Source organism: Paraburkholderia sediminicola (assembly GCF_046026855.1).
GTDB lineage: Bacteria > Pseudomonadota > Gammaproteobacteria > Burkholderiales > Burkholderiaceae > Paraburkholderia > Paraburkholderia sediminicola_A.
This window is the reverse complement of record NZ_JAQQET010000008.1, coordinates 49815-64960: the sequence shown is the minus strand read 5'-3', so window position 1 is coordinate 64960 and position 15146 is coordinate 49815. Positions and strand designations below refer to the sequence as shown.

Annotated in this window: 13 protein-coding genes; 2 read left to right on the top strand and 11 right to left on the bottom strand. The window is 63.4% G+C overall.

All coding sequences use genetic code 11. The features are described from left to right. The first annotated feature begins 117 nt into the window (after nt 1-117). The gene (locus tag PQR40_RS10930) at nt 118-1686 is read left to right on the top strand and encodes an efflux transporter outer membrane subunit (protein ID WP_408508971.1); all 1569 of its coding nucleotides are present in this window, start codon (nt 118-120) and stop codon (nt 1684-1686) included. A gap of 96 nt (nt 1687-1782) precedes the next feature. Here the strand turns inward: PQR40_RS10930 and gspN are convergent, their stop codons facing one another. From gspN to gspG, 8 genes are all read right to left on the bottom strand, one after another. Then, nucleotides 1783-2562, bottom strand: coding sequence for a type II secretion system protein N (gspN, locus tag PQR40_RS10925; RefSeq protein WP_408334924.1), 780 nt, complete (start codon nt 2560-2562; stop codon nt 1783-1785). Between the two features lie 22 nt (nt 2563-2584). Continuing rightward, a complete protein-coding gene (locus PQR40_RS10920; protein WP_172309496.1) occupies nt 2585-3088 on the bottom strand; it encodes a type II secretion system protein M in 504 nt (167 codons plus the stop codon). Next, complete coding sequence (gspL, locus tag PQR40_RS10915; RefSeq protein ID WP_408239166.1) at nt 3085-4506, bottom strand: type II secretion system protein GspL; 1422 nt, start codon at nt 4504-4506, stop codon at nt 3085-3087. Before gspL ends, PQR40_RS10920 begins: the two co-directional genes overlap by 4 nt. A gap of 28 nt (nt 4507-4534) precedes the next feature. Continuing rightward, nucleotides 4535-5626 (bottom strand): type II secretion system minor pseudopilin GspK, encoded by a 1092-nt coding sequence (gene gspK, locus PQR40_RS10910; RefSeq protein WP_408484217.1) that lies wholly within the window; start codon nt 5624-5626, stop codon nt 4535-4537. Between the two features lie 1016 nt (nt 5627-6642). Further along, entirely contained in the window at nt 6643-7320 is a 678-nt protein-coding gene (locus tag PQR40_RS10905) for a PulJ/GspJ family protein (RefSeq protein ID WP_408239169.1), read from the bottom strand. Beyond that, on the bottom strand, nt 7298-7702 hold the full coding sequence (gene gspI, locus PQR40_RS10900; protein WP_408239172.1) for a type II secretion system minor pseudopilin GspI: 405 nt from the start codon (nt 7700-7702) through the stop codon (nt 7298-7300). The genes PQR40_RS10905 and gspI overlap by 23 nt, the downstream gene beginning before the upstream one ends. A 1-nt stretch (nt 7703) precedes the next feature. Next, nucleotides 7704-8231: a GspH/FimT family pseudopilin gene (locus PQR40_RS10895; protein ID WP_408239283.1), complete on the bottom strand. Its 528-nt coding sequence runs from the start codon at nt 8229-8231 to the stop codon at nt 7704-7706. Nucleotides 8232-8427: 196 nt separating this feature from the next. After that, the gene (gene gspG, locus PQR40_RS10890) at nt 8428-8892 is read right to left on the bottom strand and encodes a type II secretion system major pseudopilin GspG (protein ID WP_408239175.1); all 465 of its coding nucleotides are present in this window, start codon (nt 8890-8892) and stop codon (nt 8428-8430) included. Between the two features lie 204 nt (nt 8893-9096). Here gspG and PQR40_RS10885 point away from each other — a divergent pair, with 204 nt between their 5' ends. Beyond that, nucleotides 9097-9510 carry a type II secretion system protein N gene (locus PQR40_RS10885; RefSeq protein WP_408239178.1) on the top strand — a complete coding sequence of 138 codons (414 nt, stop codon included), beginning with the start codon at nt 9097-9099 and terminating at the stop codon, nt 9508-9510. A gap of 120 nt (nt 9511-9630) precedes the next feature. Here the strand turns inward: PQR40_RS10885 and gspF are convergent, their stop codons facing one another. The 3 genes from gspF to gspD are packed head-to-tail and all read right to left on the bottom strand — an operon-like array spanning nt 9631 to nt 14805. Beyond that, a complete protein-coding gene (gene gspF / locus PQR40_RS10880; RefSeq protein ID WP_408239181.1) occupies nt 9631-10848 on the bottom strand; it encodes a type II secretion system inner membrane protein GspF in 1218 nt (405 codons plus the stop codon). 4 nt (nt 10849-10852) lie between these two features. Further along, nucleotides 10853-12421 carry a type II secretion system ATPase GspE gene (gene gspE / locus PQR40_RS10875; RefSeq protein ID WP_408508970.1) on the bottom strand — a complete coding sequence of 523 codons (1569 nt, stop codon included), beginning with the start codon at nt 12419-12421 and terminating at the stop codon, nt 10853-10855. Then, on the bottom strand, nt 12418-14805 hold the full coding sequence (gene gspD, locus PQR40_RS10870) for a type II secretion system secretin GspD (RefSeq protein WP_408508969.1): 2388 nt from the start codon (nt 14803-14805) through the stop codon (nt 12418-12420). Before gspD ends, gspE begins: the two co-directional genes overlap by 4 nt. Nucleotides 14806-15146: the final 341 nt, after the last annotated feature.

Below are 15146 nucleotides of genomic sequence, written 5' to 3'. Positions count from 1 at the left end.
ACCCTTTCAGTTTTCCGCGCCTGAGCGGCTCCATACGCTAACATCCCGGCAGAGCCATGATCTCGGCCGGCAGTGCCGCCAACGGCCGCACTGCGGCGTCCAGAAGGAATCCATTGCATGCAGTTTGATCGAATCTCGCGCGCGCGGACGATTACGCCCCGCGCCTTGACTATTGCAGTATCGGCGGCCCTCGCCACCCTGCTGGCCAGCTGTGCGGTCGGCCCCGACTACAAAACGCCCGGCGCTGAAATCCCAGCTTCCTACAAGGAAGCCGCCCCCGGCTGGAAAGTCGCCCAGCCGGCCGATCGGCAAGACCGCGGCGACTGGTGGAGCATTTACGAAGACCCGCAACTCAACGCGCTCGAAGACAAGCTGAACGCGTCGAACCAGACCATCGCCCAATTTGCCGCCGCCTACCGGCAAGCTCGCGCGCTGGTCGGCGAAGCACGCGCGGCGTATTTCCCGACTGTCGGTGCTTCGGCAGGCGCCACGCGCTCGGGCAACGGTTCGTCGTCGAGCGGCAACTCCACCACCGCCTCGAGCCGCTCCGGCGTCAGCAACAGCTTCAATGTGCAACTCGATGCAAGCTGGGAGCCGGATCTGTGGGGTTCGGTCACGCGCTCGGTGAATGCGCAGAAAGCCGGTCAGCAAGGCGCGGCCGCCGATCTGGCGAATGCGCGCCTGTCCGCCCAGGCCACGCTCGCGCAAACCTATTTCTCGCTCCGCGCGCTCGACTCCGCCCAGAAGCTGCTCGACGATACCGTCGCGGCCTATCAGCGCTCGCTGCAACTCACGCAGAACCAGTACGCAGCAGGCGTCGCCGCGCGCTCCGACGTGATTCAGGCACAAACGCAGCTGCAATCGGCACAAGCGGCCGCAATCGACAATGGTGTACAGCGCGCGCAGGACGAGCACGCGATCGCCGTCCTTGTCGGCGAACCGGCCTCGATTTTCTCGATTCCGCCGATGCCGCTCACCGCCACACCGCCCGCCGTGCCCGCGCAGATGCCGTCGGCGCTGCTCGAGCGGCGCCCGGATATCGCGTCGGCTGAGCGCAAGGCGGCAGCAGCGAATGAACAGATCGGCGTCGCAATCGCCGCGTTCTTCCCGTCGCTGACACTGTCGGCCACCGGCGGCTTCGAGAATTCGGTGTTCTCGCAATTGCTGACCGCGCCGTCACGCTTCTGGACGCTCGGCCCGCAACTCGCCGCAACGATTTTCGACGCCGGCTTGCGTAAAGCGCAGACCGACGCCGCCCGCGCCGTCTACGATCAGGACGTCGCGACATACCGTCAAACGATTCTGGCGGCGTTCCAGGACGTCGAGGACAATCTCGCCTCGCAGCGCATCCTCGAACAGGAAATCGTCGTGCAGCGGCAAGCGGTGGATTCGGCCAGGCAGGCGCTGGCCATCGTCACGAACGAGTACAAGGCGGGTACGGTCGGCTACGTCAACGTGCTGACCGCGCAGACCACCGCCTTCACCGCGGAGCAGAAACTGGAGAGCATCGCCGGGCAGCGGATGGTGTCGTCGGTGGGTCTGGTGAAAGCGCTCGGCGGTGGCTGGGATACAGCGCAAATGAATCGCGAAACGGGCGATGTGGCGGCGCCCGCGCCGCTGCCGGCAGCTTCGGCGACGCCTGTGGCACAAAACAGCGCCGCGTCGCAAGCGGCGCAGAGCAACTAGGCGCGCGATTCGCCAGGACAAAACAAAAGAGGCATAGCCGCGAAATGTGGCCATGCCTCTTTTTTTAACCGCGTGACACTCGCGCCAACCCGCGCCTCAGTGCACGAACGTCAACGCGACCGTATCCGGCCCGCTTGGCCGCCCCAGCAGATTCAGCAGTCCTGCGAGATTGTCGCGCGCTTCCGGGGCGGCGCTGGCCGTCCCATGAAACGACGTCGAGGCCGGTGACACGCTGCCATTGCCGGTCAGCATCAGCGGCCCCTTGAGGGTGGTCAGATCCAGCGTGGACGACACACCCTGCGCCTGAAACAACAGCCGGTATGAACCCAGCGGTTTGACCAGTGAGACGCGCGAACTGACATCGTTCAGCGTCACAGTCAGTTGCCCGAATGCTTCCTGATTGAAGCTGCGCCAATCGGACCATGCGAGACGCACGTCGCCTTGCAGATCGAGCGTATTAAAAGGCGCGCCGAGGCCGCTTAGCAGCGAAGCCGGTACCGCCATCGCACCCGGCGTGACGATGGCGCTGCGCGGGGTGATGTCGACGGTGATCGGATCGGGCATCGCTTCGCTGTGCCGCATGATCATCCGCACACGGCCGGTGAAGAGCGGCCAGAACGCGGTGCGCCATTCGATCCGCCCCGGCAGCAGGCTCGCTGCGCTCATGTCGGAACCGGCGGCAAGCATCAGTGTGGCCGAACCGTGCCACAGTGAGCCGGCTGGGTCGACGAGATTGATGTGGCCACGGGTCTGTTTGGCGAACTGCGGTGTGATCCAGGCGGCCGGCAACAACGTGAGCATCACGGCCGCGCTCGCCAGTATCGCGACCACCAGCCAGGGGAGCGCGACGCGCAGGCGCCGCATCCAGTAATTCATGCGAGATCCTGTAGCGGCGCGGTCATTTCGCGGTAGACGGCTGCAACGACGCCATCAGATCCACCTGGCCGTCTTCCTTGAGCGCGGTCACGTGCGCCTCGGCGACCTGCACCTTGAACTGCTTGCGCGCATCGTCGACCCAGCTCGTCCACGCCGGGAACGACGCGTTCTTCATCTGGATCTGCACCGCGTTGCCGATCACCTGCACCTGGGTCGCGGCAAGACCGTGATCGCTGAGCGAGGCGGTGAGCGCGTCCTTCAGCGCAGCGCCGGTCGGCGCCACACCTTGAGCCGCGGCGGAGAGCTGGCGCGCTTCATTCGACTGCGCGGTCATCTGCGCCAGCTGACGCTGCAACGTAGGCAGCGATTCACGCAGATGCGCGCGGCCATCCTGCGCCGGCGCCCACAGCACCGACCACGCGATCACTACGGCCAGCACGCCACCGCCCCATGCCAGCAGCGTTTTTTCGCGCTCGGTGCGCTGATCCCAGAATCCAGCCCAGCTTTGGGCGAGTTCAGCTTTCATTGTCCGTTCCTGATGGTCCACTTGCCGGTGTTGCTATCGATCGCGCCGGTCAACCCGTTGCGCGCGAGCCGCTTGGCGAAATCGGCATCGAGTTTCACTTCGGGCTTGAAGGTCACATCGAGCCGCCGGTCGTGATAGTCAAGCGCGGCGATGCCGTTGACCGGCACCGGCGCCAACGAACGCGCGAGACCGTCGGCGAGCGACAGAAAATCGTCCGGCGACAGCTCACCCGCCGCCACCCGCAACTGCTGCAACTGGCGCGACATCTGATCGGGCGCATCGAGCACAACCGTCGTCTTGGGGAAGGTGTTGAGGAACAGCTCGGTCATCTGCGTGTTGATCGCGTCGCGCTGGCGCGCGAGCATCAGCCACTGCACGTTCGCACCAATGATCGCGATCACCAGCGCGGCAACTGCCAGCATGACCGGCAGGCGCAGACGCCGCAGCGTCGCGCGGTCGAGCCGCCACGGCTGCGAGGCGAACTCGAATTGACACAGATCGAAGCGGCACTCCAGCGCACGACGCGCAAGTTGCTCGAAGGGCAGCGGGCTGGCCCCATGGATATGGGCAGCGAGCCTTGCGGGGCCGGTTGCAGCAAGACTCGGCTCGTTGCCGGGCGCCTCAGTCAGCATGTACAACGAAACTGGCGCCGCACCGGCGAGCGCGGCAAGCGTCGCGTTCACGGCGTTTGCCGGTACTGCCAGCCCTTCGCCTTGCACGCCGCGCGCAATAGCCAGTTCGACGCGCGGCGCGCCGCTGACCACCGCGCTTTCAATCGCGCCTTCGAGCAGCAACGCGGGCGCGGTCTGGACGACGGCGCCGAGCACGGCCGCCACCATCGGCACCGCCGACGCGACGCCCGGCGCCACCACGGGCGCCACGCCCGGCAGCGACGTCGCCACGCTAGCCGAGCCCGCCATGACCGGCTCGCCCGCGTTGACCATTTCCGCGACCTCGGCGGGTGTATCAAGTGCGACTGCTTGCGGCAGGCAGCGCGTAACCGGCACGGCGCGCACGCTGCGGTGCCCGGCTGCGGCAAAGCCCTCGCAGATGAAGCGGAACCAGCCCCGGTCGATGATCGCGAGCAATTGCCGGCCGCCCGCGACCGGCTGCGGGTCGACGGCGATGTGGCAGGTTTGCGGGTCCTGGATCAGCTGATCCTCGACGATATTCGGCAACGCCTGACGCAGCCGGGGGCCGCGCAATGGCGGCAGCTTGGCGGGCATCATCAGCAGGTCGCGGGCGGCGACCATCAGCACCGTCGACGAAGCGCGCGGCAGCAGCGCGAGCGCCGAGCGGCCCGTGCGTTGGGTGCGGCCCGACTTGTCGAGCAGGACGAACGGCAGGTCCGGCAGTTGCCATTCCTGCGATGGCACCGCCGGATCACGCGGCGGCAATAGAACGATCAGCGTGCTCAAAGGCCACTCTCTCTGGGGAAGGCGTTATTCATAGTTGATCTTGTACCCGCACGATACGCGTAGTGTGAGTCAATGCGTCGCGATAGACGAGGGTCGTGCGGTCCACTTCCGCGCGTTCGTGCTGCACGCGGCCGTGGATCAGAAAGTAATTCGTGTTGACGTCCATGTCGCTTGGATCAATCGCGATCGACTGTACGCCGGCGCCCGTCAAGGCGAGTTGCACATCGCTCACGTTATGGAAAAACACCGTTTGCCGGCGCGCGACGAAGGCTTGTGCGGACGACAGACTCATTCCCGGCACGATTGCCGCGATCACTTCGGCGGAGGCCGTATTCATGTTGACAGCCGATACGGTCGGCAGCACGGTAACGAACGGCCGCAAGCGCGCGATCATTTCCGGCGTATAGCCGGGGACGTCGAGCAGCGAATCGACGCTGATCATTTGCAGCGGCGCGAGCGCCGCGTTGTCGTCGCCGTCTTCCATACCGGGTTTGTCGGTGAAGCTGCCACCGGTGGCGCCGCCCTGCGGGGTCGGGGTCGCTGTTGTCCCGGTAGTGGACGTGACTGTCTGGAAGCGTGTCGCCGATTGAGCGAGGCTCGCGCGGACCTGGACGGCGGTGTTTTTTGCCAGTTGGCTGTTCACGCCGAGGGACACGAGCAAACGCTGATAGGCGCCGATCTGTTCCGTGTTCAGTTGCATGACGCCCGGCGCTGGGCTCGAGACCAGATTGCGGAGGTTGAATTTCGCCTGGGCGTCTTCGATCGAACCTGAGAGATAGGTTTCCTGACCTTGCTCGGCTCTGACTTCACCTATTTGCCCGAGGAAATCCGACAGTCGTGTTTTGGCGATGGGGACGCCCCAAAGGCCGCCCAGATAGGTGATGCCTGCTGAGGTGTCGCCCTCCGAGCGGAGAATCAGGCGCGTCCAGTCGAGCGCGCCTCGTGCGACCCATTGCGCCTGGGATAGGAGGCGCTGGTTTTCTATCCTGCGGATTTGGACTTGCTGGCGCCAGAGCATGCCTGATACCAGGATCGCTGATAGTGCGACTACCAGGAGGGCGCTGATGATTGCTACGCCTTGTTGTTTTGTCTGCGGATGCTTTTCTGGCTGTGCGCCTATGGCGTTGGCCTTTTCTTGATTTGCCTGCGGCCGCTTTTCTGGTTGTACGCCTGCGGCGTTGGCCTTTCCTTGGTTTGTTATTGGTTTATTAGCTTTCCCCCTGTGCGGGGGGGCACCTACTTTTCTTTGCCTGCTGCAAAGAAAAGTAGGCAAAAGAAAGCAGCTCAAACCGCTAACTCTTAAGCGGGTCCCCTGGCTTGGAGGGGGCAGTGGTCCATCTGGAATCTGTGCCCCCGTATCCTCAACCCGGAGCGACAAAGCCGTCATACTTTCCGCCTCGCGCTGCGCGCTCGCCGGACGGGTTTGCCTGGAAAACCAGTGGCTTCGTTTGGGGTGGGTGGGGGCCGTTGGCTTCGCCTCGGCGGGGCGCCTATCCGCTTTTTCTGCAGATGCCTGTGCGTGGGGCAAAGTGCCCACAGCCGAAAGGCGCGTCACGTCGAAACGATCGGATGATGAGAGCACAAGCGCTGATGGGAGCAGCCGTGCCTCCCCGCCTGCAAAGGCGATAGCCGCCGGGGCACGGGTGCCAGAAGAACCAAACGCAATGCCCATCGAGGCGTGAGTGTCGGAAACGCCAAAGATGGCGCCCGGTGCACAAGCATCAGAAGCACCCCGTGTTTTTCGTGATGTGCCGCTCGGCGCGCGCAGCGCCGCCGGAACGGATGACTGCCTTGTCACGAACGTTGAATGTGCGGGAGCACCGATTCCAGATGCACCACTGCCGTTAGCTGCGCGGGGGACCCGCTTAGCATTAGCGGTTTGAGCCGCTTTCTTTTGCCTACTTTTCTTTGCGGCGGCAAAGAAAAGTAGGTGCCTGCCCCGCACAGGGGCGACACAAATAGACCGATAAGAAAACAAGGAAAGGCCAACACCGCAAGATCGCAGACAAACACACGAAGCAGAGAAAGAACCGAAGAAATAGCCCGGCCGCACGCGCCCAAACATAACGCGTCGCGAAGACAACAACAACAACAAAACCCCATAGCGTCGCGGAGACAAAAAAGAGAACTTCATATTCATTCTCCGACGAGAAAAACCCGCGTAACAGGCCGCGCCAACGACTTAGCCCCAACACTTACTTCCAGCCCAGTCACCGACCGCGGCAGCGGCGCATTCCCCAACTGGGGCACCTTCAAATTATTATCGTTCTCCGTGATAGCACTCTGCACATCCTTCATCTGCGTGGTCCAGCCAACCTTCGGCACATAAAGACGGGCAGAAATAGCACCGACCCCACCCATCAAAGGCACCGCCGTCCAGCCATCTCCCTCACCGCCGCGCAGCGCGCGCCGCAACTCGCCCACATTCTCCAACGGCGGCGATGCATACCGAACCACGCGACCCTCGGACACGCGATACCTCACCACCTGCAAACGCGGCGCCGTCCCCGGTAACAACATCTCCCGCACGATCTGCAGCACGCTGCCTGAAACCGATACCGCCGCCTGTCCGGATTCATCATCCGACGCGGCCTGCCGTGCATCGATCCGCATCTGGTCGAAGAGTTGCGCAAAGACGCGCTCGTCTTCCATCGCGCTCGTGATCGTCTGTCGACCGCGAATGATCTGATCGAGCCCGCGCCACGACAGCACGGCAATCACCGCCATGATCGCAATAGCGACCAGCAACTCGATCAGCGTGAAACCACGCGCGCCCGATCGGCTACGGCGCTTAGAGCGAACGGTTGTTTTCATTCGCGACCACCGTAACCATCTGCGCAAGATTGCCGGAACGCCCTGGCATCGTCACCATCACTTCCACTCGACGAAACACCGGATTCGGCGTCGCCGTCACATGCTCGGTACAGATCAACTGCAAATTGCCCTGCGAACAGTCGAAACTCGTCGAGCCGACGTTCGGCCAGCCATGCGTCAAATGCAATTGCGCCAGCGTATTGTCCGCGCTCCATCCCGCGAGCAGACGACGATGCAAATCGGCTTCGCCATTCGCAAGACTCCCCACCGCGCGCAACGACGCCGCCAAGGCAATCGCGATAATCGCCAGCGCCACCAGCACTTCAATCATCGTAAAACCGCGCTGCGATACGCGCGCGCCCATGTCCCTGCAACGACGCATCTCAGTGCACCTCATAGCGGCCATTGCCGGTGCCGACAATCGTCGCGCGCCCCGCCGCCGAAAACAGCGTGATCTGCACCGGCACGTCGATCGCTTCGGTGCCGAACACGACACGGCTCGGGTGCGAATCCGACCCGGGGTAATTGATCGTTACGCCGGTCACGCCACCTTCCCAGTTGCGCGGTCCAAGCAGATCGTCACGCAGCGGACGCCAGCCGTCTTCGGTACGCATATCGAAGCGAAAGCCGCCATCGAGCGGTTGCCAGGCGATCGGCCGTGCGCGCACCTGCGCTTCGTCGCCGGCCGACTCGAACAACAGCGCGAGACGCTGCGCTTCTTCGTTCAGATCGGTGCGCGGGTTGCGCGTCATCGTCAGCGCGGTCAGCGATACCAGAATGCCCGCGATCACCAGCACCACCATCATTTCCAGCAGCGTGAAACCCGCCGCGCGCTTCGGGCCACCAGCGCGTAAGCCACCTGGGCCACGTGAGCCACGTGGCCCGCGCACGCGCGTTCCGGCGCACGCCATGCCCGGCAGCGGCGCCGTACACGGAGTGTCCACACGGGACTTGCAAGCGGACAGTCGCATAGTGCCGGCCACGAACGATCAACTAAAGATCAGAAAAACAATGAGTCGATAAGACGCGCGGTGGATCGCCAAAAGAGCAGGGCGGTCCGGCGCGCCTGAAAATCAACGGCGCTTGCTGAACTACTGAACTATCGGACTACTGCCACGAACCCACGTCGGCGTCGTTACCTTCGCCGCCCGCTTTACCGTCCGCGCCATAGCTGAACACGTCGATTTCGCCATGCACGCCCGGGTTCAGATATTGATAGCTATTGCCCCACGGATCGTTCGGCAGACGTTCGAGATAACCGCCGTCCTTCCAGTTGTTCGGCACCGGGTCCGTACCCGGCTTTTCGACCAGGGCGCGCAGGCCTTGCTCCTGAGTCGGATAACGGCCGTTGTCGAGACGGTAGAGTTTCAGTGCCTGCATCACGGTGCCAATGTCCTGCTTGGCCGCCACGCGCCGCGCTTCGTCCGGACGGCTCATGATTTTCGGCACGATCAATGCGGCGAGAATGCCCAGAATCGCGATCACGACCATGATTTCAATCAGCGTGAAACCGCGTTGACGACGGCTGCGCGGACCCGCGATTTCAGTACGGCGAGTGGTCGACAGTTGCATAGCTTGCTACCTCTTTTCAGGTGAAATTTTCGATCGGGCGGGATTCGCGTGTCAGACAATCAGGGTGCCATTGAACACGCCCGGCCGGTCATTTTAATGTCATGTAGTTGAAGGGTTGCGAGAAACCGCCGGGCCTGGCGCAAAGCGCCAGGTTAGGGCACTTTCCCCCAACGCAATTTTCACAATAGTCCGTACAATATGCGCATGAACGCCATCCAAATCCGCCTTCTGTCGCTCGCGCTGTTCGCCGTGTTTTGCGCGACGCTGACCTATTGGGTCATCACGATCTCCACGACGTCGGGCGCACCGTTGCCAGCGGCCGCCGCGCATGCGCAGGTCTCGACCGACCAGGCCGCCACACTCTTCGGCGGCCAGCTCACCCGCAGCGCCAACCAGGACGTGCATCTGTTCGGCATCCTCGCTTTGCGTGAAGGCGCCGCGGCCATCGTCAGCGTCGGCGGCGAACCGCCGCATGCGGTGTCGCTCGGCAGCACGCTCATGCAAGGCGCCAAACTCTCCGAAGTCCGTGCCCGCTCGATCGTCATCGACCGCAATGGCGCGCATTCCGAAGTGTTCCTGCCGGCTAATTCTGCAGGTCCTACGATCTACATGCGCTGAGTCGTCCCACATCGGATCGCTTCAGCTGATTGCGCGGCCGCCACATTCGCCACCTGAGCAAGCCGTCGGCATAGCCGCCGACATAGTCAGATCGGCCGCGCAACTTCAAACTCTCCCCGGTCACTGCACCAGGTTATTCAACTCGATGATCGGCAGCATCACCGCCAGCACGATCACGAGCACCACGCCCCCCATCGCCAGAATCAGCAACGGCTCGAGCAGGCTCGTCAGGAACATCGTGCGACGCTCCAGCTCGCGTGCTTCGCCATCGGCCGCGCGGTCGAGCATGGTCGTCACGTCACCGGTCGCTTCGCCCGAACGGATCAGGTGAACCAGCACCGGCGGAAACGTCTTCGTATTGCCGAGCGCGCGCGACAGGGACGTGCCTTCGCGCACCCGCACGATCGCATCGTCGATGTTCTCGCGCATAGCGTTGTTGCTGAGCGTTTCGGCGGCGGCTTGCAGCGCGCGCAGAATCGGCACGCCCGCTGCCGTCAGAATGCCGAGTGTGCTGGCAAAGCGCACCGTGTTGTAGCCGCGCACGAGTTTGCCGAGCAGCGGGGCGGTCAACAGCCACCGGTCGAAGGCGAGCCGCGGACCAGGCTGCCTCAGGATCGAGCGCACCAGATACACCAGTAAGACCACCCCGATCAGCATCGCCCACCACCAGTGCCTCACGAAACCGGACAGCGCCATCATCATGATGGTGAGAATCGGCAGTTGCTGTTTGGTGCTGGCGAACACGTTCACCACTTGCGGCACCACGTAGCTCAGCAGGAACGTGACGATGCCGAAAGCGATGAGGGTCACGATCGCCGGGTACGTAAACGCAAGCACGATCTTCTGCTTGAGCGCGTTGCGTTGCTCGATGTAGTCGGCCAGACGCGAGAGCACGAGACCGAGTTTGCCGGTATGTTCACCGGCGGCGACCAGCGCCCGATAGATCTCGGGGAAGTCTTTCGGATGCTGCGTCAGCGCATTCGCGAGCGAATGGCCGCCGAGCACTTCAGCGCGAATCGACGCCATCAGCTCGCGGATGTAGTCGCGCTCCGATTGCTCGGTCAGCACTGAAAGTGCTTCGTCGAGCGGCAAGCCGGCGATCAGCAGACTGGCCAGTTGACGCGTGAGAATTGCCTGCTCGCGCTGCGATAACCGCCGTCCCATCGACAGGCGCTGATTGCGCTCGCCACGGGTGCGCGTCGCCGCCGGTTCGACGACGAGCGGCGTCAGTCCTTGCGAACGCAGATTGGTCCGCGCGCCGCGCGCGCTGTCCGCGTCGAGCACGCCTTTTTGCGCCTTGCCCGCTGCATCGATCGCTTCGAAACGAAATGCCGGCATGCGCTTATGCTCCGCCCGTCACGCGGATCACTTCTTCGAGCGACGTCAGCCCGGACGCGAGCCAGCGGTCCGCATCTTCGCGCAGCGTACGCATACCTTGTGCGCGGCCCGCGATGAGAATCTCGGCGTCCGCTGCGTTGCGGTGAACCAGCGTGCGGATTTCGTCGTCGATCAAAAGCAGTTCGTACACGCCGCGCCGGCCTGCATAACCGGACTGCCCGCACTTGTCGCAACCGACCGGATGCCAGCGCACGCTGCCGTCTTCTTCGACGCGTTCTTCGCGGCACACCGAACACAAACGCCGCACCAGCCGCTGCGCCAGCACGCCGAGCAGCGACGACGCCAGCAGATACGGCTCGACGCCCATGTCGGTCAAACGCGTCACGGCGGATGCCGCGTCGTTCGTGTGCAACGTAGCCAGCACAAGGTGACCTGTCAGCGATGCCTGCACCGCGATCTGCGCGGTTTCCAGGTCGCGGATTTCACCGATCATGATGACATCCGGGTCCTGCCGCAGGATCGAGCGCAGCGCCCGCGCGAAGGTCATGCCGATCCGCTCGTTGACCTGCGTCTGGCCGATGCCCGAGAGGTCGTATTCGATCGGGTCTTCGACCGTCATGATGTTGGTGGTCGCGGTCTCAAGCCGCGACATCGACGCATACAGCGTGGTCGTCTTACCCGAACCGGTCGGGCCCGTCACCAGCACAATGCCGTGCGGCTTGCCGATCAGCTTGTCGAACTTGACGAGCGTATCCGGGGCCATGCCGAGCGCTTCAAGATTCAGTCGCGACGCGTCCTTTTCCAGCAGACGCAGCACCGCGCGTTCGCCGTGACCGGTAGGCAGCGTCGAGACGCGCACATCGACCGGACGTCCGCCGACACGCAGCGTGATACGGCCGTCCTGCGGCAAACGCTTCTCGGCGATATCAAGCTGCGCCATGATCTTGATCCGCGAGATCAGCGCGCCATGCAACGCTTTCTTCGGCCGCACGACATCGCGCAACGTGCCGTCGACGCGAAAGCGCACCACCGACGAAGTCTCGAACGGCTCGATGTGAATATCCGAAGCCTGTTCGCGCGCGGCTTGCGTGAGCAGCGCGTTGATCATGCGGATGATCGGCGCGTCATCTTCCGACTCGAGCAGATCCTCCACCTCGGGAATGTCCTGCATCAAACGCGACAGGTCGACTTCGCCTTCCACTTCGCCGACCACCTGCGCCGCGCTGCCGTCCTGGCGTGCATAGGCCTGGTTGATCGCCTGGGTAAGTTCGTCAGCCGGCACACGCACAATGGACAACGCGCCAAAGTTACGCGCGACCTCGGCAAGCGCTGCATCACTGGTGCGCTCGCTGATCCAGATTTCGAGGCTGTCGGCATGCTGATGCGCGACCAGAATCTGGCCGCTGCGGGCAAAGCCGTAGGGCACGAGGCGCGCGGCGACTCCTGACGGTGCAATGCGCTCGGCATGCTCCGCCACGACGGCGGGCGGCATTGCCGAGGCTTGCGTCGATGCAGCGGCGCGCGCCGCTGCCGACGACGCGGAAGCTGACGGCGGCGTGGACGGCGTACTCACGGCTGCACTCCGGGCGACGCGGTGGAAGGCGTCACCGTTACCGGGTTCGTCTGCACAGCGGCGCCATTCGTAGCGGGGTACGTCTGCTGCACGGTTCCGCCATTATTCATGACCGGGTTCGTCGTCACAGCCCCGCCATTCGTGACCGGCGCCGGCGCCGAAACTGCCGGCGGCGTTAGCTGCTGACGACGCATCCTGTCGAGATCGAACAGGTTCATCGCGGGCGAACCGCCCTGGCTCGGACCGATCGGCATCGGCGGAACCACCGGATCGTCGTTGTCCTTGATCAGGTTATTGTCCGACTTGTAGGCACCCTGTACGCCCTGGATGTAATCGTAGCGGTTCGAGGTCACGGCCTGCGCGGTAGCGCGGTCGGTGATGATCACGGGGCGCAGGAACACCATCAGGTTGGTCTTGTTGCGGGTCTTCTGTTCCGAGCGGAACAGCTGGCCGATCCACGGAATATCGCCCAGCAACGGCACCTTGCTGTTACTGACCTGATAGTTGTCCTGCATCAGGCCACCCAGCACGATGATCTCGCCGTTATCGGCCAGCACCGTCGACTGGATCGAACGCTTGGTGAACTCGGGGCCGGCAGGGTTGGTCGTCGCGTTGGTCGTGCCGTTCACGATCGCCGAGTCTTCCGTGTAGAGCTGCAGCTTGAGAATCCCGCCGTCGGTGATCTGCGGCTTGACGTGCAGCGTCAGACCGACGTCGACGCGGTCGTAGGTATTGAATGCCGACGTCGCGGTGCTGCTCGTGAGATTCGAATACGAACCGGTCTGGATCGGCACGTTCGTACCGACGACAATCTTGGCTTCCTCGTTGTCGAGCGTGATGAGGTTAGGCGTCGACAGCACGTTCGCGTCCGCGGTCTGCGACAGCGCCTGCAGCAGCGCGCCGAGTCCCTGCACACCGAAAATGTTGTGCACCCAACCGACGTTGAGCCCCTGTTGGAGCCCCCCGCTCGCGCTTCCGAGCGCCCCGGCGAGACCGCCGGTGGCCGCGCCTGCCGCGGCGGAGGCCGTCAGATTGATGATGCTGTTGCTGTTGCCGGTCGACAGGTTGGTGCCGGCAAACAATGAATTGTTCGCGACCTGCCACTGAATGCCGAGATTGGCGTTCGTGTTCGAGTTCAGCTCGACGATCAGCGCCTCGATATAGACCTGCGCGCGCCGCGCGTCGAGCTGGTCGATCACCGCCCGCAGGTTGCGGTATACCGGCTCGGCCGCGGTGATGATCAGCGAATTGGTTGCTGAGTCCGCCTGGATCATGCCGCCTGGCTGATTGTCGTCGCTCTTGTCCTTGTCGCCGCCTAGCAGGCCGCTGGAACCGGCACCGCCGTTCGAGCCGTAGCCTCCCCCGCTACCGCCCAACGGCGACGCCCCCGAACTACCGTTGAGTCCGCCCGACGGCAACGGCGGCGTGCCCGACGTGCCTGTCGAATTGCCGCCCAACCCACCGCCGCCGTTCTGGTTAAACGAATTCGCTTCGTTCGAGCCGCCCGACGAGCCGGTGTCGCCGGCTTTGCCGAGCATCCCGCGCAAGGTCTTCGCGAGCTTCGTCGCGTCCGCGTTGCGCAGCGCCACGACGTGCATGTTGCCAGGCATCGTGGTCGGCGTATCGAGTTCCTTCGCCAGTTGCTTCGCCGCCGCGAGCCGGCCACCGTTCGACGCACGGATCAGCAGCGAGTTGGTGCGCGGGTCCGCGGTGATCGACACCTTCAGCGTCGCGTCGGTGCTACCGATCGCGCCGGGGTCGAGCATCTTGGTCAACTGCGTGGCGATGTCGATCGCGTTGGCGTTCTTCAACTGCACCACCGAAACCGACTGGCCCGCCGCCGTATCGACACCCGCGATGATCTGCGCGATACGCCGCACGTTGTCGGCGTAATCGGTCACGACAATCGAATTGTTGGCCGGGTAGGCCGCCACGGTATTGTTCGGCGAGATCAACGGACGCAACACCGGCAACAGGTTGTTGGCCGATTCGTTCTTCAGCACGAACACCTGCGTGATGACCTGATCGCCTCGTGCAACCGGTGTATTGCCGACGTAGGTCGGCACACCTTGCAGCTTGGCGTCAGCCTCGGGCACGACCTTCAGGACGCCGTGATCCTGAACCAGCGCGAAACCCTGCATCCGCAAAGCGGATTGCAAGGTCTTGAGCGCCTGGTCTTCGGGCACCGAATTTTCCGAAACGAGGTTCAGTTGACCCTTCACGCGCGGGTCGACGATGATCGTTTTGCCGGTTGCCGCGCCGATCGCCTTGGCCACCTGGTCGATATCGGCGTTCACGAAGTTGAGTGTCACCTGTGCCTGTGCTGTCTGCGCGGTGATCAATCCAGCCACCAGCAGCGCCGTTGCGACGCGACGCAATGCCATACGATTTCTTCTCATGGAATGTGGGATCGATGCCAACGGCCGTAGCCGTCGACGGTCATGCAGTGCGAACATTTGAGCAGGCCGCCGCCCTATCGGTCTGCCAGCCGGCGTCACAGGCGATCAACGGCCCGGATGCCGGACATCCAATGTCCGAAAAAAATGAACAGTAACAGTTTTTCATGTCGGATTTGTCACAAAACAAACGGCCCGTGCGATTACTCTAAATACCGTTTCGAACCGTCAAGCAATTGAAAGCAAATGAGCTTCCATGCGCCAAACCGCAGAAGTCCTTGGTTTTACGCTTGATTATGTCGGTTAGCCAACTTGACGCGTCTAAGTCT

Coding starts and splice junctions, on each gene's coding strand:
- gspD (WP_408508969.1), bottom strand. CDS start 14,805: ATGGCATTGCGTCGCGTCGCAACGGCGCTGCTGGTGGCTGGATTGATC.
- PQR40_RS10895 (WP_408239283.1), bottom strand. CDS start 8,231: ATGGCGTGCGCCGGAACGCGCGTGCGCGGGCCACGTGGCTCACGTGGC.
- PQR40_RS10885 (WP_408239178.1), top strand. CDS start 9,097: ATGAACGCCATCCAAATCCGCCTTCTGTCGCTCGCGCTGTTCGCCGTG.
- PQR40_RS10905 (WP_408239169.1), bottom strand. CDS start 7,320: ATGAAAACAACCGTTCGCTCTAAGCGCCGTAGCCGATCGGGCGCGCGT.
- gspN (WP_408334924.1), bottom strand. CDS start 2,562: ATGAATTACTGGATGCGGCGCCTGCGCGTCGCGCTCCCCTGGCTGGTG.
- PQR40_RS10920 (WP_172309496.1), bottom strand. CDS start 3,088: ATGAAAGCTGAACTCGCCCAAAGCTGGGCTGGATTCTGGGATCAGCGC.
- PQR40_RS10930 (WP_408508971.1), top strand. CDS start 118: ATGCAGTTTGATCGAATCTCGCGCGCGCGGACGATTACGCCCCGCGCC.
- gspF (WP_408239181.1), bottom strand. CDS start 10,848: ATGCCGGCATTTCGTTTCGAAGCGATCGATGCAGCGGGCAAGGCGCAA.
- gspI (WP_408239172.1), bottom strand. CDS start 7,702: ATGCGTCGTTGCAGGGACATGGGCGCGCGCGTATCGCAGCGCGGTTTT.
- gspG (WP_408239175.1), bottom strand. CDS start 8,892: ATGCAACTGTCGACCACTCGCCGTACTGAAATCGCGGGTCCGCGCAGC.